Annotated in this window: 17 protein-coding genes; 8 read left to right on the forward strand and 9 right to left on the reverse strand. The window is 42.4% G+C overall.

What is annotated here, in order from left to right; translation table 11 throughout:
* Nucleotides 1-238 precede the first annotated feature (238 nt).
* The 3 genes from KCV26_11170 (at nt 239) to KCV26_11180 (ending at nt 3,116) form a co-directional block, all read left to right on the forward strand.
* The gene (locus tag KCV26_11170; protein WZX35859.1) at nt 239-1,351 is read left to right on the forward strand and encodes a DNA polymerase III subunit delta; all 1,113 of its coding nucleotides are present in this window, start codon (nt 239-241) and stop codon (nt 1,349-1,351) included.
* 105 nt (nt 1,352-1,456) lie between these two features.
* Nucleotides 1,457-2,662: a hypothetical protein gene (locus tag KCV26_11175; protein ID WZX35860.1), complete on the forward strand. Its 1,206-nt coding sequence runs from the start codon at nt 1,457-1,459 to the stop codon at nt 2,660-2,662.
* Nucleotides 2,652-3,116 carry a gliding motility lipoprotein GldH gene (locus KCV26_11180; protein WZX35861.1) on the forward strand — a complete coding sequence of 155 codons (465 nt, stop codon included), beginning with the start codon at nt 2,652-2,654 and terminating at the stop codon, nt 3,114-3,116. Before KCV26_11175 ends, KCV26_11180 begins: the two co-directional genes overlap by 11 nt.
* A gap of 9 nt (nt 3,117-3,125) precedes the next feature.
* Here the strand turns inward: KCV26_11180 and KCV26_11185 are convergent, their stop codons facing one another.
* The 8 genes from KCV26_11185 to KCV26_11220 form a co-directional block, all read right to left on the reverse strand.
* Complete coding sequence (locus KCV26_11185; GenBank protein WZX35862.1) at nt 3,126-3,764, reverse strand: YceI family protein; 639 nt, start codon at nt 3,762-3,764, stop codon at nt 3,126-3,128.
* A gap of 62 nt (nt 3,765-3,826) precedes the next feature.
* Complete coding sequence (locus KCV26_11190) at nt 3,827-5,167, reverse strand: hypothetical protein (protein ID WZX35863.1); 1,341 nt, start codon at nt 5,165-5,167, stop codon at nt 3,827-3,829.
* A gap of 50 nt (nt 5,168-5,217) precedes the next feature.
* Nucleotides 5,218-5,808: a YceI family protein gene (locus tag KCV26_11195; GenBank protein ID WZX35864.1), complete on the reverse strand. Its 591-nt coding sequence runs from the start codon at nt 5,806-5,808 to the stop codon at nt 5,218-5,220.
* A 267-nt stretch (nt 5,809-6,075) separates the two neighbouring features.
* Nucleotides 6,076-6,468 (reverse strand): Rrf2 family transcriptional regulator, encoded by a 393-nt coding sequence (locus KCV26_11200; protein ID WZX35865.1) that lies wholly within the window; start codon nt 6,466-6,468, stop codon nt 6,076-6,078.
* Nucleotides 6,469-6,661: 193 nt separating this feature from the next.
* Entirely contained in the window at nt 6,662-8,092 is a 1,431-nt protein-coding gene (gene nhaD, locus KCV26_11205; GenBank protein ID WZX35866.1) for a sodium:proton antiporter NhaD, read from the reverse strand.
* A gap of 134 nt (nt 8,093-8,226) precedes the next feature.
* Nucleotides 8,227-9,555: a glycoside hydrolase family 57 protein gene (locus KCV26_11210; protein ID WZX35867.1), complete on the reverse strand. Its 1,329-nt coding sequence runs from the start codon at nt 9,553-9,555 to the stop codon at nt 8,227-8,229.
* Between the two features lie 39 nt (nt 9,556-9,594).
* A complete protein-coding gene (locus KCV26_11215) occupies nt 9,595-10,851 on the reverse strand; it encodes a glycosyltransferase (GenBank protein WZX35868.1) in 1,257 nt (418 codons plus the stop codon).
* A 68-nt stretch (nt 10,852-10,919) separates the two neighbouring features.
* Entirely contained in the window at nt 10,920-12,860 is a 1,941-nt protein-coding gene (locus KCV26_11220; protein WZX35869.1) for a glycogen debranching enzyme family protein, read from the reverse strand.
* Nucleotides 12,861-13,026: 166 nt separating this feature from the next.
* On the opposite strand from KCV26_11220, the gene KCV26_11225 reads away from it, so the two are divergent.
* On the forward strand, nt 13,027-13,695 hold the full coding sequence (locus KCV26_11225; protein ID WZX35870.1) for a rhomboid family intramembrane serine protease: 669 nt from the start codon (nt 13,027-13,029) through the stop codon (nt 13,693-13,695).
* A gap of 7 nt (nt 13,696-13,702) precedes the next feature.
* Here the strand turns inward: KCV26_11225 and KCV26_11230 are convergent, their stop codons facing one another.
* Nucleotides 13,703-14,704 carry a nucleoside hydrolase gene (locus KCV26_11230; protein ID WZX35871.1) on the reverse strand — a complete coding sequence of 334 codons (1,002 nt, stop codon included), beginning with the start codon at nt 14,702-14,704 and terminating at the stop codon, nt 13,703-13,705.
* Nucleotides 14,705-14,958: 254 nt separating this feature from the next.
* Between KCV26_11230 and KCV26_11235 the strand changes: the two genes are divergently transcribed.
* From KCV26_11235 to KCV26_11250, 4 genes are all read left to right on the forward strand, one after another.
* Complete coding sequence (locus KCV26_11235) at nt 14,959-15,855, forward strand: diaminopimelate dehydrogenase (GenBank protein ID WZX35872.1); 897 nt, start codon at nt 14,959-14,961, stop codon at nt 15,853-15,855.
* Nucleotides 15,856-15,886: 31 nt separating this feature from the next.
* A complete protein-coding gene (lgt, locus tag KCV26_11240; GenBank protein WZX35873.1) occupies nt 15,887-16,786 on the forward strand; it encodes a prolipoprotein diacylglyceryl transferase in 900 nt (299 codons plus the stop codon).
* A gap of 64 nt (nt 16,787-16,850) precedes the next feature.
* Nucleotides 16,851-18,083 carry an FprA family A-type flavoprotein gene (locus KCV26_11245; GenBank protein ID WZX35874.1) on the forward strand — a complete coding sequence of 411 codons (1,233 nt, stop codon included), beginning with the start codon at nt 16,851-16,853 and terminating at the stop codon, nt 18,081-18,083.
* A gap of 44 nt (nt 18,084-18,127) precedes the next feature.
* On the forward strand, nt 18,128-18,937 hold the full coding sequence (locus KCV26_11250; GenBank protein WZX35875.1) for a glucosamine-6-phosphate deaminase: 810 nt from the start codon (nt 18,128-18,130) through the stop codon (nt 18,935-18,937).
* Nucleotides 18,938-18,942: the final 5 nt, after the last annotated feature.

Consider the following 18,942-nt stretch of genomic DNA (forward strand, 5'->3'; position numbering starts at 1 on the left):
CCGCTACTATGTGCGAATTGAAAATCCAAATCCATCAAAAAGTACGCATGAAACAAAAAATAAGTATAAAGCATGGCATGACAAAAATTAAAACAGTTTATACGATGAGGATAAAAATACAACAATCCGTTAACGGACAATTAAAAGGCTTGCAGAAAGGGGTACAAAACGTTTTTTTGACACGCTTTTCAGTTTCGCTCTTTTTCATTACTTTTGTATAATCAAGAACGGAGGATACATGTATTTTCGTAACATCATAGGGCTTCACGATGTTAAAAAACACCTGACCGATTCCGTGCAGCGCGGCTTTATTCCGCATGCCCGGTTGTTTCACGGTCCGGAAGGTGTGGGAAAACTGCCGTTGGCCATTGCTTATGCCAGATACCTGAACTGCGAAGACAGAACGTTGGAAGATTCCTGTGGTAAATGTGCATCGTGTCACAAATTCGATAAACTGATGCACCCCGATCTGCACTTCGTGTTTCCGGTGGTAAAATCGAAAGTTAGCGATGAATATTTGCCCGAGTGGCGTGAGTTTTTGAGTGGACAGACTTATTTCAACCTGAACGATTGGCTCAACTTCATAAATGCCGAGAATGCACAGGGCATTATTTACTCAAAGGAGAGCGATGAGATTATACGCAAACTGAGCCTGAAGGTTTACGAGGCCCTATATAAGATAATGATTGTATGGTTGCCTGAAAAGATGCACGATGCATGTGCCAACAAGTTGCTGAAAATGATTGAAGAACCACCCGAAAAAACTGTTTTCCTGCTGGTTTCAGAAGACTTGGACCATGTACTGCCCACTATTCAGTCGCGTTGCCAACCGTTGAACATCCGGGCAGTAGAGCCGGATGAGATGGTGGCCTCTATCCGGTCGGTTTATGGTTTACAGGAAGAAGAGGCAAAGTATGTGACGCATATCGCCAACGGGAGTTTTTCAAAAGCCGTGAGTATTATTCAGTCTGCTGACGACAATAAATATTTTTTTTCATTGTTTAAGGAGATGATGCGCTCTTCGGTATCGAGGAACATTAAAGCGATAAAATCGGTTGCGGGTGAAATGGCTTCTATGGGCAGGGAAATGCAGAAAAGCTATTTGCTGTACAGCCTGCGTCTGTTTCGGGAGTTCTTCATAAGTAACTTCAATGAACCCGACATGATTTATCTCAGCGAGGAAGAAAAAGAATTTGGTGAACGTTTTGCGCCTTTTATCAACGAAGGAAACATCCAATCGTTTAACGATGAGTTTCAGCTTGCCTACCGGCAAATAGAGCAAAACGGAAATGCCAAAATTATTTTTTTAGATTTATGTTTAAAAGGTACAATGCTTTTAAAAAATAAGTAATTCAATATTCCACGGAGCGAGTAACGCGAACGAAGTGAGCGGGCAACAATTGAATTACACGCAGTTAAATAACGTTTGCCCTTAGACAATATCAATGTATATATTATGGACAGAGAAAAATTATCAGATAAATTAGCGGACATTGTCCCTGAAAGAATAACGACTGTACGAAACAGTGGTTCTTGCAAGGGATGTCCCAAACATTCCACTAAACTTCATGTTTATGATTGGTTGCACGATTTCCCCGAAATGCAGGAACTGACCAATATGGTAGAAGTTCAGTTTAAAAATACCCGGAAAGGATATTACATAAACAGCAACAATATCGATTTGAAAAAAGGCGATGTTGTGGCCGTTGAAGCTTCTCCCGGTCACGATATCGGAACGGTAACACTTACCGGAAAGCTGGTGGAGGCACAGATGCGTAAAAACAACTATCGAGAAGATGGCAATAGTGGCCCGAGACGGGTTTACCGGTTAGTGCGTCCGGCAGATATGGAAAAGTATGAGCTGGCTAAAGCTAAAGAACAACCTACCATGATTCGTTCCAGAGAGCTGGCTGAGAGTCTTGGCTTGAATATGAAAATTGGAGACGTTGAATATCAGGGGGATGGAAGTAAGGCCATTTTTTACTATATTGCTGATGAACGCGTGGACTTTCGCCAATTAATCAAAGATTTTGCTGCGGAATTCAGGGTAAAGATTGAGATGAAGCAAATTGGCGCGCGCCAGGAAGCCGGAAGGATAGGGGGAGTTGGACCTTGTGGACGCGAGTTATGTTGTAGCAGTTGGATGTCAAGTTTCGTATCGGTATCTACTTCAGCTGCCCGGTACCAGGATATCTCCTTTAACCCACAAAAACTCGCGGGACAATGTGGAAAATTGAAATGCTGTATGAATTATGAAGTGGATGCATACGTGGAAGCCAGCAGAAGGTTACCGTCGCGTGAGATTGTGCTGCAGACCAAAGACAGTGATTATTTTCACTTCAAGACCGATATTTTATCGGGTCAGATCACGTATTCCACGGATAAGAATAATCCGATAAACTTGGAGACAATATCAAAAGAGAGAGTATTTCAAATTATTGAGTGGAATAAAAAAGGGAAAAAACCTTCAAAGTTAGTGTCTGAAACTGAGTCCGGTGAAACAAAAGAAGAAACTATCCAGAACGATTTACTGGGAGATCAGAGTATTACCCGTTTTGATAAAAAGGATGATGGAAGTACTTCTAAAAGGAGAAAACCAAGGAGGGGTAGACAGGACAACAGAAACAGGAAAGGAAAACCGCCTAAACAAAATGAGGAGTAAGCTGTTTGTTGGTTTTTTAGTTGTTTTTGCTTGCTTATCTTCGTGTGACGAAGGAGAGGTTTATTATCGTTTTCATCCGATCAAAAACAGCAGCTGGAGCAAGCAGGCCACAGCTAATTTTTTAATCGACTCGCTTTCCGTTGATCCGGATAAACGATACGATATCGTGTTGGAGATCGTTAACAACAACCGGTATCCTTACCAGAACATCTGGTTGCTCGTTCAACAGAACATAACAGATACTACATTTGTTGGCGACACTGTCGAGATAACACTGGCTGATCCTCAAGGAAAATGGCTGGGAAAAGGTACTGCGGGGCTTTATCAGCTGTCTGTTCCCTACAAAACATCCGTAGCTCTGGATTCCGCACGTGCTTATCTTATCCGCATCCGTCAGGTGATGAAAGACAATCCCATTAAGGGTATTGAGAAAGTGGGGGTGTTGGTAAAATAAGTGTATGGCTTATTCTGAACTGCCGGATAAATTTAATTGTGCACTTTCCGCCGGCTGGATGTTGCATATCATTTTCAAGTTAATATTGATCATTTCGTCTACCTTTAGCATACCCATCATTTGTACGGGAGGCTCCAGTCCGAAGTCACGAATATTTATATGTTTTTCAATGTCAAAAATGTATCTCGTACCGTTTTTTTCGGTTTTAATGGGGAATTGGTATTTTTTTGTAACTCCCGTAATGGTAACATCTACAACGGCCACGCCTGTCGCGAGCTTTGGATTTTCGGGTAAGTCTATGTGATTCAGCTGAATATCCATCGTTGGGTATTCGTCGGATTTCAATAGTTTATAAAAATCCCTGAGAGCCATCTTATTGCTTGAAGTAAATCTTTTCACCGGTACAATAAGCCGGTTTTCGCTCAGGTAAAGTTTTTTATCGTTTTGTGATGCAGTGATGATCATGTTCTTTTGTATGAAGTTTTCACTGCTTTGGGTAAGTGTGAAATTAACAATATTCGAGCTGCCGTTTATCGATAAACTGCTGTTTTTATTCACGTCTACAGCAACTACAGCTGAAGATGTTTGCGCGACAACAGCTCCTGTAGTCAGGATACCTATAAGTAAGAGGGCAAATAAAGCTTTCATTGTCAATTTTTTAAAGAAAGAACCAAACCGGTATCAATTTACCGGCTTGGTTTTTATTGTTCTTAAAATGCTATGGATCCCTGCAAAGTCAATCCGTTGAACTCTGCACCATCTTGTATGGATCTGGCTGGAAATCCGTTGTATTTTTGGTTTACATATTCAATTTTAGCCATAACGTTTTTTGTCATATACCAACCGGCTGCAATGGCTACGCGATTTATATCCACTTCGTAATGATTGGGTTCACCCTGTGCAGCTCCCATGTCGGCTTTCATTGTGTTATAACGGGCACCTACATAAAAATCTTCATCAGCTCCGAAGCGAACCACTAAGTCTGTAACAAATTGATTGGACTTTCTCACATCAGGCTCGTTAGCACCTCTCCCGCCTGCATTCTCCAGTGTTGTAAATGATTCGAGTGAAAATCCCTGAACAGGAGAAAACTTCAAAAACAAGTTACCCATTACAGCAGCTACCTTGTCCCCAAAACCGGGGTTGAAACGTCCGTTTGTAAAATTGGCGTTGGATATAGGGGCATTGTACATTACTCCGTAGTAGTTTGAACCCGTACGATCACCTCCAAACAACGTGTTTCTTACGGATCCGGCCGTGTAATATCCCGATGCGCTGGCGCGTAGCCTGAACTGGCTGTTGATTTGTTTGTCGTAAGCCAGTTTTCCAATCCAGGCAGGATTATGTACACCGTTTGAATATTTGGTTTGAGCACGCGTAGTGTCAATTTTTGTCAGATCGTTGTTGAGTTTGCCGTTGGTTACAGCTCCTACAAGGATAAAATCTCCGACGTGAACATCAACCTCAGCGCCAATTTCGGTGGCAAATTCATCCATGATGTGGTTTTCCATAAAGGGGTTGTAAAATGTCAACCCGCCATCAGAACGACGAAAGTGGGCGTCACCGTAGTTTACATCAAATTGACCCACTTTAATGGTGGTGTATTTCATGATTTCATCCACAAAATCCCAAGGTAGGAACTCCATTTTTTCAAATTGAAGAAAACCTCCCTTTACCCACGTTTCGTTGTGATGCCTTGAAGCCAGATAGAGTTCAAAATTCAAGTAAATGCCATCGGATAAATTTGACTTGATGTAAAGATTGGCCTGAGGTAAGCCAAAGCCACTGGTCAAGGGAACCAGAGAGTTAGCTGCCGGGTTTGCGTAATCGTAACTATAGCCACTTTCTCTTGTCACAGTATTGCTGTGGTCGAGCATGGAGAACGGAAGTGTCAAAGCACCGCCTAATTGTACATTGAAACCTTCAAATTCGGTTTCGGTTTTTGGTGTTTCAAAAACGTTGATTCCGTCTTTGTTTGTAGGACGCAATTGAGCGAACATCATGCCCGAAGCTAACAAGGTAGCTGCCAGAAGTAAACCTCTCTGTTTCATTTTCATTAGTTTTCGTTAGTTTAAATAGTAAGTAAATAATTTGGTTTGTTTTAGTTGAATTGAACGGCAGGCCCTTCAAAAGTTACGTTGTATTTGACCGTAACCTGATCACCGACTTTCATCACTCCTAACATTGCCGTTGGAGCTTTCATATTGTAGTCGCTCATTTTAAGGGGCAAACTACCTTCAAAAGTATACGTTCCCGGTTTTATTTCTTTGCCATTAGCCTCAAGAGTAACTGTTTTAGATGTGCCGGCCATTGCAAGCGTTCCACCTATAACCACACTAATGTCAGACCCGTTTGTTGTAATGGATTTTACTTCAGACATTTTAAAGTTGATAAATGGGTTTTTGGGTTCGTTAAATGTTTCATGCGTTTTTTTGTCCATCAATTTCTCCCCGTTGATTATTGACTTTACGGGAACATTCACGTTAAGAACTGTGGCTTTGTTGTTTGAAACAGTTAATTCCCCCGATGCCTGAGTCGACGTGGTTGTGTAGGGGTGAACATTTGTTGTTCCGGAAATAGTAATAGTTGATGATTTGATTTTCAATGTTTGAGCTTTAACCGTTGTTCCTGTTAAAACAAAAATAAATGCGATCAACACAGTTGGAAATTTGAATAAAAAATTACTTTTCATTGTTTCTGTATTTATTATTAAAAAGTTTGTAAATCGTTAATGTTTAGTTATACTATAGTTTTAGTAGGAATACATTTATCAATTCATCTCATTCAGACATTTAACTTTAAATAGCTGAGAAGTCGGTCCGAATTTTTTAAGACAAGCCTGTTTACTTACTCTTTCTTGTTTGGATAAACTAATCCTATAGGTTTAGTAGGATAATGCGTGAAAAAAATGCAATATCAATCCAATCCTATAGGTTTAGTGGGATTCATTTTTAAAAAATTATTCACAAATTTCAGGACAATCATATTTAGTTTCTTTTATAATCTGCTCGAGTGTTTTGGCTGAAAGAATTTCAATTATCTGATGACGAAATTGTTTCCAGTAGTTATTTGCTGTACATTGGTGTGTGGCTCTTTCGCAAAAACTTCTGTTTTTCACACATTCAATTATCACTATTTGCTCAAAAGCGGTGTAAATGTCCAACATTGTTATTTTATCGGCTGGCCGGGCCAGCATGTAACCACTTCCTCGTCCTTTTGTATTTGAAATCAATCCTTTCAGTTTGAGTGCACTTATGATGTAATCCAAATATTTCACAGAAATATTTTGATTTTTGGCAATATCCTTTTGTAATATGCCTGTCGGTTCTTTACAACAGGCAATTTCGATCATTGTTCTAAGTCCGTACCGTATTTTCGAATTGATTTTCATTCTCTATGAAAAACTGTACAAATATAATGCAATTTTTTGTACTGGAGTGTTTTCCGGGCTATTTTTAGAAAAAATTATTCCCCTGTGTGCTTGCCCATCCACCAGTTGAAAAGATGACTGCTAAAATATAGGCGACTTTTACACAGGTTGATCTTCAGAATATGACCTGTTGCAGAATATAGGCCCCAGCCCCGAATGTGTATCCGATAAGTGCAATGAGTGAAATGCGTTTCAGGTACCAGCCAAACGGTACTTTTTCCAGTCCCATAAAAACCACACCTGCCGCAGAACCAATGATAAGGATGCTTCCGCCAACCCCTGCGCAATAGGCGAGAAAATGCCAAAAAACACCGTCTTCCACGAAATTTTGCATAAACACCGGATCGGCCATCGTACTTAAAGCGGCCGGTTCCAGCACCGGGTACATACCGATAGCTGCTGCAACTAAGGGAACGTTATCTACAATGGCGGATAATAATCCGATGGCATAGGCCTGGGCATAGACATTGGGAAGATGTTGTGCCATAAAGGTGGATGATTGCTGAAGAATTCCTGCGCTTTGAAGGGCGTCAACAGCCAGCAATATTCCCAGAAAAAACATTAAGGTAGAAAAATCGATTCGTCCCAATACTTTTGAAACACGAAGCTTCAGGTTTTCGTTGAGCTGGTTTTTTTGGTTGTACAGAATCTCGGTATAAATCCATAATAAGCTTACACCCAGTAATAAACCTATGAAAGGCGGCAGGTGGGTAACTCCCTTGAACACGGGAGATAAAACAAGGATGGAAACCCCGAAAATCAGTATCCCCAGCCGGTCTTTTTTTTGCATATGAAGCAATAATTCGGAGTTTTCTTTTTCTTCTGTTTGGGAAATTTCTTCTTCCTGGATATTGCCTTTTAATAAAAACTGTGCTACAAAAACCGGGGCTATCATGGATACAAGGCTTGGAAAGAACAACTGAGGTATAATGGATGCAGTGATGTTTCCCTTAACCCATAACATGATGGTCGTAACGTCACCGATCGGAGACCAGGCCCCGCCGCTGTTAGCCGCAATAACAATGATACTGCCGAAAAGCCATCGTTCACGGGGTTCACGGATAATACGACGGGTAAGCATAATCATTACAATGGTTGTAGTCAGGTTGTCGAGAACGGCAGACATAAAAAACGTGATAAAGCTGATTAACCAGAGTAACCGACGTTTTTTTCGTGTCGTAATTTTTTCAGTAATATACGTGAATCCGCCGTGAACGTCAATGAGCTCCACAATGGTCATAGCGGCAAGCAAAAAGAATAACATTTCACTGATGTCCCCAATACTTTCCAGAATCTGATGATCAATTACAAAGTGGCGTACCTGAATTCCAAAAGCGTGGTGTTGGAGTTCAGGATGCGAATGGATATAATGGTTGAAAGCATCGGGAGAGACGCTGAGGACTGTGCTTGGTGCCAGATACACGTAAATTACCCATAAAAGCGTACCGATTAGTAAAGCAACGCTGGCTTTGTTAACCTTTATGGTATGTTCCATCGCGATAAAAAAATAACCTGCGATGAAAAGGAGGATCATTGCATAAATCATGTTGCAGTCTTTTAAAAAAATCGTGCAAAGTTAACTATTAAATCGAAAAAAATAGAAATATAAAATTCAAAACGGTTTCTAATCTTTAAACCTTAACTTTGTGCTTTATCCGGTAGAGAATAGCCTGGTCCGATTTATTTTACCGGAGTTTTTTCCACTAATTTTTCTTCATTCTCTGTCAGTACTTTCTTCAGTTCGGATTGGAGTTTCTTAATTTCACGCTCCTGGTTGTGAATAGTGGTGAGAAGCGAATTTAATTCTTCATTGTCTACCGAATCCGGGAATTGTGCTTTGACCCGGTCAATAAAATCGCTTAAGACATTCATGTAATTGTTAAACGCGTCGTAGGGCGATTGGTAAGGGCTGAATTTACTGTGCATTGAACCGTCGTAAAAATGCTTGGTAGACATGTAATAAAAATGATCGCTCGATTGCAGGTATTGCCAGTCTTTCTTCAAGCGCCTGTCGTTGGCCAAGCGAATTCTTTCACTGATCTCGTAGAGGGTGTTGAATGCACTTTTTTGAAGCTTGTTTCCCAGCCACCGGCTTAAATCGCGTTCTTCGTCCGACCAGGAAATAGCCAGGGGAACCGATACGGTGCCCACCGGTTTATGGGTGTCCATAATTTGACTGGGAGTGGAAAACTCAATGCCTTTGTCGAAAGCAAATTTAGGCAGTGCTTTCATAAATTCAAATATTCCCGAATGAGCCGGTTGGAGGTTCCCGAACGTTTCATAATTCATGAAAATATTGAATACCTCTTCCTGCGGTGAAGTTGCAGCAATCCACGATATGTATTTTTCCGCCGTTAACGGATATTCTTTCCACGTATAATCTGAAAATCGGAGCGAAATGTCGTCGCTGAACTGTGAGTTGCGCAGCAATAGTTTCATGTTGGGTTGATTTTCGGATTTGTACACATAGTTGGGGCTTCTCCAGGAGAGGATGAGTTTAGCTCCTTCAGAAACCATTTTAGTGTAGCCCATGTTGTAAGCCATTTCAGCGATATCGTCTGAAAAGATCATTTCCGTATTTCGCAGAACTTTTGGTTTCTGATCGAAAAGTAATTTGATCTTCTGCGTTTGTTGCTGCACCTGGCTTTGAAATTCTACAGGATCGATCAGGCTTGAAAGGGAGTGTGAGTATGTTTCGGCTAAAAACTCAACAGCGCCGGTTCTGCTTAATTCCTTCAGTCCGTCGATTACTTCCGGAGCATACACTTCCATCTGGTCAAGAGCTACTCCTGAAACCGATATGGCAAATTTAAACTTCCCCTTATAGGTGTTTATTAAATCGAGCAGCATGCGGTTTGCCGGGATGAAAGACCGGGCAGCTATCTGCTGCATGATGTCTTCGTTTGAATAATCATCGTAATAATAGTGGTCCCTTCCGATATTGAAGAAACGGTATCTTTTTAACCGGTACGGTTGATGGATTTGAAAATAAAAGCAAATTGTTTTCATATTTTTTTAGACTGTTAGATTTTTACTGTCTTCTTGTCTTCACACCAGGCTGTCGTAGATGGCCCGGATTTTTTTTCCGGCATCCTCCCAAACGATACTGTCCACCTCTCGTTTTCCCTCCTCTTTGAGAAATTCCGCCATACCCGGGTACGTACAAATCGAATACATGGCGTCCGCCATGGCGTCAACATCCCAGTAGTCGGTTTTAATGACGTTATTCAGTATCTCTGCACAACCCGACTGGTAGGAGATTATACTTGGCACACCGCACTGCATAGCTTCAAGCGGTGAAATACCAAAAGGTTCTGATACCGAAGGCATAACATATACATCGCTCGATTTCAGCATTTCATAGACCTGTTCGCCTCGAAGGAACCCGGTAAAGTGGAATCTGTCAGCAATTCCCCGATCGGCAACCAAACGTATCATCTGGTTCATCATGTCGCCGCTCCCTGCCATCACGAACCGGATGTGCTTGGTCCTTCTTAGTACCTGAGTGGCCGCGTCTACAAAAAACTCCGGGCCTTTTTGCATGGTAATCCGTCCCAGGAAGGTAATGACTTTTTCCTTCACTCCCGATATCCGTTCGATCGCTTCAATCTCCGGGCTCAACGGCTCAACGGCGTTGTGGACGGTGGATACTTTCCATTCGGGTTGATGATAGTTCTCAATGACGGTTTTGCGGGTAAGGTTGCTTACACAGATAATGTGGTCGCAGTGATCCATTCCGTTCTTCTCGATTCCGTAAACAGTAGGATTAGGCTTGCCGCGGCTGCGGTCGAACTCCGTTGCGTGCACATGAATGACCAGCGGTTTTCCACTTACGCTTTTTGCGTGGAGGCCAGAGGAATAGGTGAGCCAATCGTGCGCATGGATAATGTCGTATTCATACGTCCGGGCAATAACACCCGTAACGATGGAGTAATTGTTGGTCTCCTCCAGGATATTGTTCGGGTACCTTCCTGAGAATTCCAGACATCCCAGGTCGTTGGTGTTCATATAGTTGAAGTTAGCGTAAATGTTATCACGCATCCAAAAATATTCCTCGGGGTTCATATATTTCTCGAGCCTGGCCTTGGCAGTTTCCCAGCTCACGTCGCGCCATACGACGGGAGTATTGTTACAGCCAATTATTTTCAGAAAACTTTGGTCTTCGTCACCCCAGGGCTTGGGAATGACAAACAGGATTTCCATATCTTCCTGCTTAGCCATACCCTTGGTTAATCCATAACTTGCGGTTCCAAGCCCACCCAGTATATGAGGCGGAAATTCCCACCCTAACATCAACGCTTTCATTCTATCGTGTTTTATATTCTTTTGTAGTTCAATAGTTCTTCATTTACGATTCATCGTTTTCGCAAGGTTTACCCAAATGATCTGATGAGTCTCTTTGCACGTAAAGTTTCTGAAACACTCATGGCAAAAGAATATCCTCCGTGGGCATAAAACGGGGGGCTGGAATCGTAAAATTCAGACAAGGTTCCAATGCAATCGTTTTGCATCTGATCTTCCAGCTCAATCATTACCCGGTCTGCCAGGGAGAGTCCGCTCATGCTGAACACTTTCAGGTACGCTTCAATGTAAGCTCCTATAAGCCAGGGAAAAGCACACCCGTTGAAATAGGCATATTCCTTTTCTTCAGATGTTCCTGCATAACGAGGGCGGTAGTTATAGCCTTTCGGGCTTAAAGAACGTATGCCCACCGGGGTAAGCAACTCTTTGGTGACGAAATCGATCACCAATTTTTTCTGACGCCTGTCCAGCGGCGAATAGTCCATAGAAACAGCAAAAATCATATTGGGACGAACATTCCTGTCTGCATAAGTGCCATCCACATAATCATATAAATAGCCGGCATCGTTGAGAAATGTTTCGATAAACGACTGTTGCGCCTTCAAGGCTTTCTCTTCGTATGTTGTAGCCAGAACTTCTTTATTTGTCGCAGCGGCCACCTCTTCCGCAAATTTAAGTGCATTGTGCCACAAAGCATTGAATTCAACCAGGTATCCCGATCTTGGAGTGACAGGCTTGCCGTTTTGCACCGCATTCATCCAGCTCACGGCAACATCACGTCCGTACGTTGAGACTAATCCGTTCTCAGGGTCAACAGTTAAGTTGGGATGCTTGTTTGACAAAATAAAATCGATTATGGAAAAAAGAAAGTCGACATATTTTTCTTTAAAAACGGGCTTGTTTTCTTTCCAGTATTGTTGCAGTGCCCAGGTTACCCACAACAAGACATCAGGGTCGTCTATCTGTTTTATAATGTTTTTCCGCGGTTTGTCGTTCAAAAAATCCTGAATATGGGGTATGGCCGAATCCATGATTTTTGTAAAGTCATCGGGCCTGCCCACCGACAGGGTGCAACCGGGCAACGACACAAACTGATCCCGGGCGCGTACCTTGAACCAGGGATAGCCGGCCAGCAAGTACATCTCGTCCGTTTTTGGAATGTAATAAAACTGATGGGCGGAGTTTTTCAGGCAATTGTAAAAACTAGACCTTGGCGTGCGTTTTTTAAGTTCAGCGTTAAATTCATCGGTAAGGGCAGAGGTGTTTACCAGAATGTCACCAGCAGAAAAAATTACCTCCTCGCCTTTTGCAATTGGCATCTCAAAATACCCGGGGACATACAGGTCCTCCTTGAACGTATCTCCGTTTTGCATATCTTGAATGTACTCCACGCCCTGATTCCAGTAGGGTTGGTACATAAAGTCGACTCTCTTGTTGAATTGCATGAAAAATTCGGGATAACCATAATACATACTGGTGCTGATTCCATTCTCCACTTCGCGGTATGAACGGTCCACCTGATCGTTTTGCCTGGTTAACTGTGAAATGTTCCGAAATGCCATACAGGGTTTGAACCGCATGGTGGTCGGCGAATGGGCATCCATCAACTTGTACCGGATCATGAGCCGGTTTTCTTTCGATGAAAACATAATCTCCTTAGAAAGAATAACGCCTCCTACACGGTAAATAGTTTTTGGAACACTATCGATATTATATTCACGGATGTATTTGTGCCCTTTCGGGCTGTAGTTGTCGTCGTTGTATTTGTGGATTCCTAAATTGAATTGTGCACCGTGCTGTATAACGGTTTCATCAATAGAAGAGAGGATCAGGTGATTGTCGTCGTCCAGAAAGGGTACCGGCATCACCAGAAGTCCCTGATATTTCGATGTATTGCAACCCGAGATCGATGTGTTTTGATAAGCCCCTTTTCTGTTAGTCCTCAGTATGTTGCGATACAGGGAGTACTCCAGGTTAATCATCAGGTCCTTATCGAATTTAAGATAACTCATAGTTGATAGAGGAATTAGAAATATACCACTTTAGTTTTGATGTTCGAAAGATAGTTAATTGCCGTTGATTCGGCAAATAATAAACTCTTTTTTTTCTTCCTGCTTCTTTTTTGTTTTTTGGGTAATTTCCGGCGAAAAACGGTTCTTTTTATTTAGTTTTGCATCTATGGATAATGCAACAATACATACAGAAAGGTGGCAGAAAAAAAGGATTCGTCTGGCAACGATTCCCGCACTGGTAATATGTGTGCTGGTCTGGTTGACTTTTCTGATTGATTATGCCCGCATTTTTCGTTTTAATTTCTCACTTCTGGGAATTTACCCCCGTCAACTGAACGGTTTGGCCGGTATAGTTTTCTCGCCTTTTATACATGGATCGCTTTCACACCTTGTCTCAAATACATTTCCGATGCTGGTTTTGTTTTCGTTGTTATTCTATTTTTACAATCAGATAGCCTTTAAGTCACTCACTTTACTTTGGCTATTGAGCGGCTTTTTTACGTGGCTGATAGGTCGGAACTCATACCACGTGGGCGCAAGCGGTTTAATCTTTGCACTGGTTTTCTTTTTGTTTTTCAGCGGGTTGTTCCGAAAATATATTCCGCTTGTTGCCGTATCCATGGTGGTGGCTTTTGTTTATGGAAGTACCGTCTGGAGTATTTTCCCGATTACCGAATATATCGATGTAAACCTTTCGTGGGAAGCCCATTTGTCGGGGGCTGCAGCAGGGCTCATCGTTGCTTTTGTTTTCAGAAGCAGGGGCCCGCAAAAACCGGAAGTCCTTTGGGAAGAAGACGGTGAAGATGATAATGATGAGACAGTGATAACAGGGTGATTTTATATCATTTAGGCTGGTACATCATTAACCCCTCTAACGTATCGGAGATGTCCTGATAAGGATATTTGTGGACTAAAAAATAGTGATCCTTAGTTGAGTCCGGATCCCAGTTGTTATACCCGGAGGGATTGACGATAATTTTTCCGGGGCCACATACATAAAAATATCTTTCGGGGTCGCGAATGGCGCAAAGAACTGCTGTCTGGTCCCAGGACATCCTGTTTTTTACGGGTTTATTTTCGTATGTGGCTAAATTATACTTGTACGCCCAGGAAACCGGATTGTTTTGATCATTTTTTTCTGCCACCTTGCTTCCGGTAAAAATACGCTCTCCTATTTCAAAACCGCTGAAAAGAATGGGTGTTGGCCAGCGCTCCAATACATAAGAAGAAGAGACCGAATCTATAAATACATTGAATTCCCGGCCCTCGGGAAACCGTCCGGCCATGGCAACCCATTTTTTTACTTTCTTTTTAATCAGCTCTACACCCGATAACGGAGAATAATCATCATTCCCGGTTTTTAGTAATTCTGCCAGGTTGGTTGTAAATCCAACGGTTACGATGGTCACGCTTTTATCCGGCTGTGAAGCCAGTACCTTCCTATAAATCTCGCTCGCTTTCGGATAATCCGTTTTAGATTTTAAATCGGGAGCAAATCTTACCAGCAGGGAGTCGTTCCAATTGTTGGATGCCGTGAAATTTGCTACACCGTTATCGGGAATTCCAACAGGAATGCCCCCTTTTCCGTAGTAACGGTTAAACATTTCGATGGTAGGTGCTATACTGGGATGACCGTCACTTGCCAGTGTGGCTAAAATTTCGCATTCCCCCAAATCTGCCAAGGCATGCAGGATGGCTATTGCTCCCACATCATCATAATCGGGCCCCATGTCCGTATCGAAAATTATTTTTTCAGGTGAGGCAACAGCTCCTTCTTGGGGATTTGAATTGCAGGAAAAGAAAACCAACAAGGGTATCAGTAGATAAACAAGTAATGCTTTCATATTATTATCATTTAAAAGTTAGATTCAATACCACTTTCCTTTCGAGAAAAACCTCCCCGGAAATAAAACACTTTATATTTAGTGAGAATAGAAGACACAAAGGTTGTCCGTATTTCGAAAAGTAAAAGTACAGAAAAAAATGCAACACTGTAGACTTTTACATACTGATTTGTGATTGAGCAGAAATATCCGGGATTATGAGCCGGCAAAAATCCGCATTTTTTACTATTTTTGTGCATCAAAATTATAAGAAAATGAAAAAAATCAGAGCTGCCGTTATCGGTTACGGCAATATTGGGAAATACGTAATGGAATCGTTGATCGATGCCCCGGATTTTGAAATTACGGGAGTTGTGCGTCGTGATGCAACGAATGTGCCTGCCGAGCTGAAAGGATTTGAAGTCGTAAACTCGATATCGCAATTGAAAAATACGGATGTTGCGTTACTCTGTACCCCTACGCGAAGCGTGGAGAAATTTGCTAAAGAATGTCTGGCGTTAGGAATTAACACGGTGGACAGTTATGATATTCACGGAGGCATTGTAGATTTACGCCATTCGTTAAACGACGTTGCGAAACAACACAATGCCGTTTCTATCGTTTCCGCCGGATGGGATCCTGGAAGCGATTCCGTTGTCCGCACGTTGATGGAGGCCATGGCGCCAAAGGGAATAACTTATACCAATTTCGGCCCGGGAATGAGCATGGGACATACGGTAGCTGTAAAAGCGATTGAGGGTGTTAAAGCGGCACTTTCAATGACTATTCCAACCGGAACGGGAGTTCATCGCCGGATGGTTTACATCGAGCTGAATGATGGTTATGATTTTGACCAGGTAGCTAAAGCCATTCAATCCGATGATTACTTTGTACACGATGAAACACACGTTTTCCGGGTAGAGAACGTGGAAGCATTAAAAGATATGGGGCACGGCGTGTTGATGGAACGTAAAGGGGTATCCGGAAATACACAGAACCAGCTTTTCAGGTTCGATATGCGCATAAACAACCCCGCGTTGACCGCACAGGTAATGGTCGGGTGTGCCAGGGCTGCTGTAAAACAAAAGCCGGGTGCCTATACATTAATAGAAATACCTGTTGTAGACCTTCTTCCAGGCGACAGGGAAAAATGGATTAAGAAATTGGTTTAATTTTCCTATCTTTGTTCCAAATTCAACACAGATGAATACATTATTAACCGTAACATGGAATGTAGATCCTACAATTTTTACTGTTTTAAGCCGTGAAATCCGCTGGTACGGATTACTTTGGGTTATCGGGTTAATTGTGGCCGTGTACATTGTACAGAGAATTTACAAGAGCGAAGAACTTCCCGAGAAGTGGTTCGATTCACTTTTTGTCTATATGATGCTTGGGATCATTCTTGGTGCCCGGTTAGGGCACTGTTTGTTTTACGAACCGGAATATTATCTGGCAAACCCCGTGGAGATGCTGAAAATCTGGGAAGGAGGGTTAGCAAGCCACGGAGGGGTCATCGGCATTATTATTGCCGTTTGGCTGTATTCAAAAAGGGTCACCAAAAAGAGCATGCTTTGGACTTTCGACCGGGTAATGGTCCCTACAGGGTTTACCGCTGCGATGATTCGTTTTGGGAACCTGATGAATCACGAAATTTACGGTGGCCCCACCGATCTGCCCTGGGGATTCCGTTTTATTGATAATGTAGGATTATGGATGCGCGGCGCAGAACCGGTCTATACAGAACCTTCTCATCCCACGCAAATTTACGAAGCCTTGATATACCTTCTTGTTTTCGGAATTACCATGTATATGTACTGGAAAACGAATGCTAAAGACCGGCAGGGATTGATTCTTGGTGTAGGTATTGCATTGATTTTTATAGCCAGGTTTTTTATTGAATTTGTTAAAAATGTACAGGTGGATTCAGAAATTACCATGCGTGAAAATACCGGATTAATCCTTGGGCAATGGCTCAGTATACCGTTTATTATCTGGGGATTTTGGCTGATTTGGCGGTCAATGAAAAGGAAAGCTGAACCCACGGTTCAGAAAGAGAAGATCAATGCAGGTTACAGCCAAAACGTTAAACCGAAGAAATAGGGTTAAGAGCGAAGAAAATGAAGACGTTAAACTTTAAACTGTAAACTTTATACTTTAGACTGTAATGTACAAACCATTTGAAATCAAAGAGAACTTGTTTTACGTCGGAGTAAACGATCGGACAAAACATCTTTTCGAAAATCTTTGGCCTTTACCAAAAGGAGTATCTTATAATTCGTACATCATAAAAGACGAAAAAATTGCGTTGATAGATACTGTAGATATCTGTTATGCAGATGTTTTTTTCAATAAAATTCACTCCGTTTTAGGGGATAAGCAAATCGATTATCTTATCGTGAATCATATGGAACCCGATCATTCCGGTTCCGTGGAACTGCTTAAGACCCGTTATCCCCAGATAAAAATAGTGGGGAACAGCCGTACAGCAGAAATGCTGAAAGGGTATTACGGTATTACTGATAATGTAGTTGTCATAGAAGACAAAGAAGAACTGAACCTGGGAAAAAACAACCTTCAGTTTTACCTGACCCCCATGGTCCATTGGCCGGAGACAATGATGACTTACGTAAAAGAATCAAAAACATTGTTCTCTGCAGATGCTTTCGGTACATTTGGAACTCTGGACGGAGGGGTGACGGATACACAACTCAATCCGGAGTGGTACTGGGATGAAATGATTCGGTATTATTCCAACATCGTAGGGAAATTCGGATCTCCTGTACAGGCAGCTCTGAAAAAACTGAGCGGGATGGGAATCGATACAATTTGTTCTACTCACGGCCCTGTGTGGACACAACCCGATACCCTTGGAAAAGTGGTATCGCTTTATGACCGGTTAAGCCGGTACGAGTCTGAAAACGGATTGGTCATTGCATACGGAAGCATGTACGGAAACACGGAACAATTGGCAGAAATCATTGCCGCAGCGGCAGCCGAAAACGGCGCCAGGAACATCATTATGCACAACGTTTCCAAGAGCCACGAGTCGGAAGTGTTGAGGGATATCTTTAAATATCGAGGGCTCATAATCGGCTCACCCACGTACAACAATAAACTTTACCCGGCTGTGGAAAGCTTGTTGTCGGCTTTACAAAACCGGAACGTGAAAAATAAATTTTTCAGTTTTTTCAGTGGACATACCTGGGCAGATGGAGCCAAAAGAGAGTTGAAAGCATTTGCTGAAGGCATGGAGTTCGAAACGATTTGTGAGTCGGTGGAGATGAAGCAGTCACTGAACAGAAACGTGATGGAAAATGCGTATGCGTTAGGTAAGGCTATGGCTGAGAGGCTTCATTCGGGCGATGCCGTCATACCGCATAAGACTACCTGTCATTGACCATTAACGATTTGCAATTATAACTTATTATTTTTTAAAAATATATGCGACTAATTATTCAATCCGATGCCAACCAAATGGCACAGTGGGCAGCAAACTACATCGCTGCAAAAATTAACAAGGCGAATCCAACTTCGGAAAAACCCTTTGTATTGGGGCTTCCTACCGGTTCTTCACCGCTTTTGACATACAAAGCGTTGATTAAGCTGTACGAGTCAGGCGTGGTGTCGTTTGAGAACGTGATAACTTTCAATATGGATGAATACATAGGTTTACCCAAAGACCATCCGCAGAGCTATTACACGTTCATGTGGCAAAACTTTTTCAACCATATCGATATCAAGAAGGAAAATGTGCATATCCTCAACGGTATGGCGGAGGATCCGGAAGCCGAATGCAGGGCGTACGAAGATGCCATGAAAGATGCCGGTGGCGTAGACTTGTTCCTCGGTGGGATAGGCCCCGACGGACACATCGCCTTTAATGAGCCGGGGTCGTCACTTTCCTCACGTACACGAATCAAAACGCTCACAACCGATACCGTCATCGCCAATTCCCGCTTTTTCGATAACGATGTGAACAAGGTGCCTAAGACGGCTCTCACAGTGGGAGTGGGGACGGTTCTCGATGCTAAAGAGGTGTTGATTCTGGTGAACGGCCATCACAAAGCGCGTGCACTGTATCATGCTGTTGAGGGCCCCATCAACCAGATGTGGACGATCAGCGCGCTGCAGTTGCATCAAAAAGGGATTATCGTCTGCGATTACGATGCCTGTGCCGAACTGAGAGTAGGCACTTATAAGTATTTTCTGGATATTGAACACGACAATTTAGATCCCGAATCATTGTTATAACAAAG

The sequence above is a fragment of the Petrimonas sulfuriphila genome, assembly GCA_038561985.1.
Lineage (GTDB): Bacteria > Bacteroidota > Bacteroidia > Bacteroidales > Dysgonomonadaceae > Petrimonas > Petrimonas sulfuriphila.

Bases quoted from the DNA above. Each gene is read 5' to 3' on its own strand.
- KCV26_11170 (WZX35859.1), top strand. From the start codon at position 239: ATGTATTTTCGTAACATCATAGGGCTTCACGATGTTAAAAAACACCTG.
- KCV26_11175 (WZX35860.1), top strand. From the start codon at position 1,457: ATGGACAGAGAAAAATTATCAGATAAATTAGCGGACATTGTCCCTGAA.
- KCV26_11180 (WZX35861.1), top strand. From the start codon at position 2,652: ATGAGGAGTAAGCTGTTTGTTGGTTTTTTAGTTGTTTTTGCTTGCTTA.
- KCV26_11185 (WZX35862.1), bottom strand. From the start codon at position 3,764: ATGAAAGCTTTATTTGCCCTCTTACTTATAGGTATCCTGACTACAGGA.
- KCV26_11190 (WZX35863.1), bottom strand. From the start codon at position 5,167: ATGAAACAGAGAGGTTTACTTCTGGCAGCTACCTTGTTAGCTTCGGGC.
- KCV26_11195 (WZX35864.1), bottom strand. From the start codon at position 5,808: ATGAAAAGTAATTTTTTATTCAAATTTCCAACTGTGTTGATCGCATTT.
- KCV26_11200 (WZX35865.1), bottom strand. From the start codon at position 6,468: ATGATCGAAATTGCCTGTTGTAAAGAACCGACAGGCATATTACAAAAG.
- nhaD (WZX35866.1), bottom strand. From the start codon at position 8,092: ATGATTTATGCAATGATCCTCCTTTTCATCGCAGGTTATTTTTTTATC.
- KCV26_11210 (WZX35867.1), bottom strand. From the start codon at position 9,555: ATGAAAACAATTTGCTTTTATTTTCAAATCCATCAACCGTACCGGTTA.
- KCV26_11215 (WZX35868.1), bottom strand. From the start codon at position 10,851: ATGAAAGCGTTGATGTTAGGGTGGGAATTTCCGCCTCATATACTGGGT.
- KCV26_11220 (WZX35869.1), bottom strand. From the start codon at position 12,860: ATGAGTTATCTTAAATTCGATAAGGACCTGATGATTAACCTGGAGTAC.
- KCV26_11225 (WZX35870.1), top strand. From the start codon at position 13,027: ATGGATAATGCAACAATACATACAGAAAGGTGGCAGAAAAAAAGGATT.
- KCV26_11230 (WZX35871.1), bottom strand. From the start codon at position 14,704: ATGAAAGCATTACTTGTTTATCTACTGATACCCTTGTTGGTTTTCTTT.
- KCV26_11235 (WZX35872.1), top strand. From the start codon at position 14,959: ATGAAAAAAATCAGAGCTGCCGTTATCGGTTACGGCAATATTGGGAAA.
- lgt (WZX35873.1), top strand. From the start codon at position 15,887: ATGAATACATTATTAACCGTAACATGGAATGTAGATCCTACAATTTTT.
- KCV26_11245 (WZX35874.1), top strand. From the start codon at position 16,851: ATGTACAAACCATTTGAAATCAAAGAGAACTTGTTTTACGTCGGAGTA.
- KCV26_11250 (WZX35875.1), top strand. From the start codon at position 18,128: ATGCGACTAATTATTCAATCCGATGCCAACCAAATGGCACAGTGGGCA.